The organism is Clostridium sp. AM34-11AC (genome assembly GCF_003435375.1).
Classification (GTDB): domain Bacteria; phylum Bacillota; class Clostridia; order Lachnospirales; family Lachnospiraceae; genus Pilosibacter; species Pilosibacter fragilis.
Genome location: NZ_QWGL01000065.1, coordinates 1 through 5,109, shown reverse-complemented (window position 1 = coordinate 5,109; position 5,109 = coordinate 1). Strand labels below are relative to the sequence as shown.

5 protein-coding genes are annotated in these 5,109 nt (G+C 45.7%); all 5 read left to right on the top strand.

Annotation, left to right across the window (positions count from 1 at the left end; genetic code table 11):
* Window positions 1-208: 208 nt before the first annotated feature.
* Entirely contained in the window at window positions 209-1,462 is a 1,254-nt protein-coding gene (locus DW826_RS17365; protein ID WP_117485857.1) for an ATP-binding protein, read from the top strand.
* Between the two features lie 592 nt (window positions 1,463-2,054).
* Window positions 2,055-2,576, top strand: coding sequence for a DUF5720 family protein (locus DW826_RS17360; RefSeq protein WP_117485855.1), 522 nt, complete (start codon window positions 2,055-2,057; stop codon window positions 2,574-2,576).
* 171 nt (window positions 2,577-2,747) lie between these two features.
* Window positions 2,748-3,635 (top strand): DUF6017 domain-containing protein, encoded by an 888-nt coding sequence (locus tag DW826_RS17355; RefSeq protein ID WP_117485860.1) that lies wholly within the window; start codon window positions 2,748-2,750, stop codon window positions 3,633-3,635.
* A complete protein-coding gene (locus tag DW826_RS17350; protein WP_117553311.1) occupies window positions 3,636-4,127 on the top strand; it encodes a PcfB family protein in 492 nt (163 codons plus the stop codon).
* A partial coding sequence (locus DW826_RS17345) for a type IV secretory system conjugative DNA transfer family protein (protein WP_147327177.1) occupies window positions 4,124-5,109 on the top strand: 986 nt, incomplete at its 3' end. The genes DW826_RS17350 and DW826_RS17345, both read left to right, overlap by 4 nt.

Below are 5,109 nucleotides of genomic sequence, written 5' to 3'. Positions count from 1 at the left end.
TGCATTCTAACTCTTCCTGAGATATGGGTGTTCCATTATAGACGCTCCGCTTGGCATCCTCGCCGTTCAGAGACGAGAGTTAATTATCGAGGAAGTTCACATTATGAATACAAGACAATCAAAAAAACAATCGTAAAAAAATACGATTGCCTTTTTGCGTATTTCTGCATATAATATATTCAATAAGAACGAAATGGAGGCGATTGATATGCGTGAAACAAGAATAGTGGAGTTCAAGGAAACGATTACGAACACATTTTTAAAAACAGTCAGTGCCTTTTCAAATTATGATGGCGGAACCATTCTTTTTGGTGTAGATGATGATGGAAATATAAAAGGTTTGCCGGATGTCAAGCAAGCTTGTCTGGATATTGAAAATAAAATCAATGACAGCATTACACCGCAGCCGGACTATACGCTTGAAATACAGAATAATGACCAGACGATAAAACTTACTGTGAAAAGTGGACTTCAGAAGCCGTATCTATATAAATCGAAAGCCTACAAGCGGAATGATACAGCAACGATAGAAGTAGACACTCTGGAGTTTTCAAGGCTGGTATTGGATGGAAAGAACATTCGATTTGAAGAATTGCCTTGCAAAGATCAGGAACTGTCCTTTGAAATTTTACATCGTAAACTGAAAGAAACTGTACGGATTGAAAATTTTGATAAGGATACGCTGAAAACATTAAACTTATATGACGATGTAAATGGATTCAATAATGCGGCAGGAATTTTGGCAGATAAAAATCATTTCCCCGGAATTGATATTGTCAAATTCGGAGAAAATATCAGTATCATTCAAAAGAGATCAACCTTTGAAAATGTATCGGTTTTAGAGGTATATGAAAAGGCAATCGAGGTATTCAGAGACTATTATCAATACGAAGTAATACAAGGTGCCGATCGAAAGAAAATGGAGAAAATACCGGAAGCTGCTTTTCGAGAAGCAATCGCCAATGCTCTGATTCATAGAGTATGGGATGTGGATTCACAAATCAGAGTTTCGATGTTTGATGATCGAATCGAAATTGTTTCTCCTGGTGGATTACCGTCTGGAATCACAGAGGAAGAATATCTGTTTGGAAAGCTTTCTGCTTTAAGAAATAGAAATCTTGCCAATGTATTTTATAGATTAGGATTCGTAGAGATATTTGGAACGGGAATTACAAGAATAAAACAACTCTATGCGGAAGCTTTGATAAAACCGGATTTTGAAGTTTCGGAAAATGCTATAAAAATTGTGCTTCCGATATTTGAAAAAAATGCTGATCTGACAGAAGATGAAATTGTAGTTTATAAGCTTTTGAGCAAGACGATGCTGAAGCCGATCAGCGAAGTTGCACCGTATGTACCTTTTGGTAAATCAAAGACAACAAAGATACTGAAAGGTATGTGCGAAAAAGGTGTGATCACAGTGGAAGGAAAAGGCAAGGGTACAAAATATATCATTAGTTAAGTCATAGATTCCTGAAACAATGTTTCGGAAATTCAAAGAAAGCAACAGGTTCATTCGCATTAGGTTCCTGCACAAATTATGTGGGGATTGAACTTCTGGATAATTTGCAGCGGAACTTATGTGTTTACAAAATGGTGAATGATTGGAGGGAAGAACATATTGATGGAACACGTCAAAAAATTCAAGATAAAGAGTGTAAGCCACAAATTGAAATTAAAAATTCTTAGTAGTGATCTAACCCCATTTTACTACCAAATTTACTACTAACAGGTAGTAACAACTTGCTCAATCTTGCTCTGATTTGCCACAATCTGTAATTTCAGAGCATATCACAATAACCCCGGAAACCCTTGCAATGCAAGGCTTTGATAAGGATGGTTGAGAAAAACAAGTAAAATCAAGGTTTTGTGGACAGTGACAGACAATGCAACCATCAAAAATTGAATAAGTTTACAGAGCAGGGATACTATTTTCACGAATGGTATCCCTTTTCTGTTGTCTTCCGCTCCCACATAAGCGAAGCATGGCACAAGCCGCAGGCATAAAAAACCTGTGGCTTTTTTATTGCCCATTTTAGGAAGGAGCCGGATAAATGAATTTAAGTGAAGCTGAAAAAAGGATGATCTATCAGGTCGAGGGCACCAGCCAGGGGGCCGCTCTGAATGAGATTTACATGACCTGGCGCTATGCACCTGACAAGGCCATGAAGGACACGGCGGAAGGCCTTTTGAAAAAGCTCCGTCCTCTCTCCGATAAGGAGTGCATGGATGTGATCCGGGATGTTCAGAAGAATTACCGTCTGCCCGGCAAGGCAAGGACTATCGGGGAAATGTTGGCGGAGGCCAGGCAGCAATCCGGTGCCCAGAAGATGGCCGGTCACGATATCATGGCCCTGGAGCGGTTCGATCCCGATACCCGCCACATGATCGTCTTTGACGTCCTCTCCCATGAGTCCCCCATGGGATACAAGGGTGATAAAATGCGCCTGTTCCTGACCGAAGCCGGATACGGAAAGGCCCTGGAGAACCAGGACAAGGGATTTATCAAAATAAAGAACCATGCGAAGGTCATAGCTGGCAACCTCCGCTATGACCACAAAGACCGTGAATTGTAGGGAACTGAAAACTGTATCAAAAAAGGTGGAAAATCCGCTGTTCCTTCCCCTCTGTGCCACGAACCGAAAGGGGCATGGATGTTTTCCCATGTGAAGGGTATGGGAGAGATACAGACGGAGGAAACACCGAAAATCAACACTTTTCAAACCATGAGGAAGGAGGTATCAGGCATGGCAGTTTTTCGCATTGAAAAGACCAGAGATTACACGGTCATGTCAAACCATCATCTGCGGGATATGTCCCTGTCGCTGAAAGCAAAGGGACTTCTATCCCTCATGCTGTCCCTGCCAGAGAACTGGGACTACACCATGAAGGGGCTTGCCCGTATCTGCAAGGACGGCATCGACAGTATCAGCGGCGGCATCCGAGAGTTGGAGGAACACGGCTATCTGATCCGTGAGCGCGTGAGAGGTGCAAACGGTCAGCTTGGTTCGATCGAGTACACCATTCTGGAGCAGCCTAAAGAGCCAACACCTGCACAGGAAAAACCTATACGGGAAAATCCCGTACAGGTAAATCCAACATTGGTCACGCCTGTTCAGGAAGAACCCGCCCAATTAAATAAAGAAGAATCAAGTAACTATCCATCAAGAACTGATTTATCAAGTACGGAACTATCAAATCCTATCCGATCAAATCCCCCTACCCCCGTAGGGGCAAGGATGGGAACGGATGGGATGGGAGCCAGAGAATGTTATCGTGAAGTGATTTTGGATAACATCGAGTACAGCTATCTGGTGCAGGACAGCCATATCGACCGTGAGCAGCTTGACGAGATCGTTGACCTGATTGTGGATACCGTATGTTCTGCCCGCAAAGTCATCCGCATTGCCGGAGACGATTATCCGGCGGAGGTGGTAAAGTCCCGGTTTATGAAGCTGGACAGTTCTCATGTTCAGTATGTCATGGACTGTATGAAGGACAACACCACCTATGTCCGCAATATCAAGAAATACCTTCTGGCGGCACTGTATAACGCCCCGACCACCATCAACAGCTATTATTCTTCCCTGGTGCAGCACGATATGTACGGGGACGGGCAAAGGGGGCGAGGCTAAATGCAGGAGGAAGTAACGCGGGGCGCCGTGACGCTCATTGTTGACGGAGCCAAGCTAAGTGAGCAGGTCTTTGAAAAGGCCGTCAAAAAGTTCCTGGAGGAAATCCAGAAAAGCCAGAAGCCAAAAATCTACCGCGGCAGGCAGAGCCTTAAACAGCTTGCCAGCCAGAACGCCGGTCTTGCCAATATCGAGATCAGCGACAGGAATATCAAGGCTTTCTCCCGTGTGGCGAAGAAATACCATGTGGATTTTGCCTTGAAGAAGGACACCGTCGCCGAACAACCCCGTTACCTGGTCTTTTTCAAAAGCCGGGACGCAGATGCCATCACAGCGGCATTTCAGGAGTTTGCCAGCCGCAAAATGAGTCGGGAGGAAAAGCCCTCCATCCGGGATCGACTGACCCAGGCGAAGGAACAGGCGGCAGAGAAAACGGAACACCGTACCATTGACCGGGAGAAAGTAAAGGTCAAAGATCGGAGCGTGCAGAGATGAACGTGAAAAAACTATTTTTGCTGAATCTTCCGTATCTTCTGTTTGTGTATCCCTTCGATAAGCTGGCACAGGCTTTCCGGCTTGCACCCGGTTCTGACCTCTCCGGCAAGCTGCTTTCCATCGGGGACGGCTTTACGGCAGCGCTTTCCTCTCCGTGGCTCAGTTTCCATCCCACGGACCTGCTGATCGGCATAGCCGGTGCGGTGGTCCTTCGCATGGCGGTCTACCTGAAAGGCAAGAACGCTAAGAAGTACCGTCACGGGATCGAGTATGGTTCTGCCCGCTGGGGTACGGCGGCAGATATCGCTCCCTACATGGATAAGGACTTTTTCCAGAACATCCCTATGACGCAGACGGAGCGGATTACGATGGCGAGCCGTCCAAAGCAGCCGAAGTATGCCAGAAACAAAAACATTCTGGTGATCGGCGGTTCCGGCAGCGGCAAGACGCGGTTCTTCTGTAAGCCATCGTTGCTGCAAGCCCATTCGTCCTATGTCTGCACCGATCCGAAAGGAACCTTGCTGCCGGAGATCGGCACTTTCCTGGAACGAAAGAAATACCGTATCAAGTGCCTCAACCTGATAAACTTCCGAAAATCCATGAAATACAACCCACTGGCCTACATTCGGTCAGAGAAAGATATCTTAAAGCTGGTAAACGCCCTGATTATGAACACGAAGGGCGAAGGTGAAAAATCTTCGGAAGATTTTTGGGTCAAAGCGGAACGCCTCTATTATTCCGCACTGATCGGCTACATCTGGTACGAGGCCACGGAGGAAGAAAAGAACTTCATCACGCTTCTGGACCTTATCAATGCCAGTGAAGCCAGAGAGGATGACGAAACCTATCAAAGCCCGGTGGACCTGCTCTTTTCTCAGTTGGAGGAACGGGAGCCGGACCACTTCGCCGTCAAGCAGTACCGCAAATTCAAGATGGCGGCGGGTGTTGTATGCTCTAAAAGACTTCTTAATCAAGCGGTTGG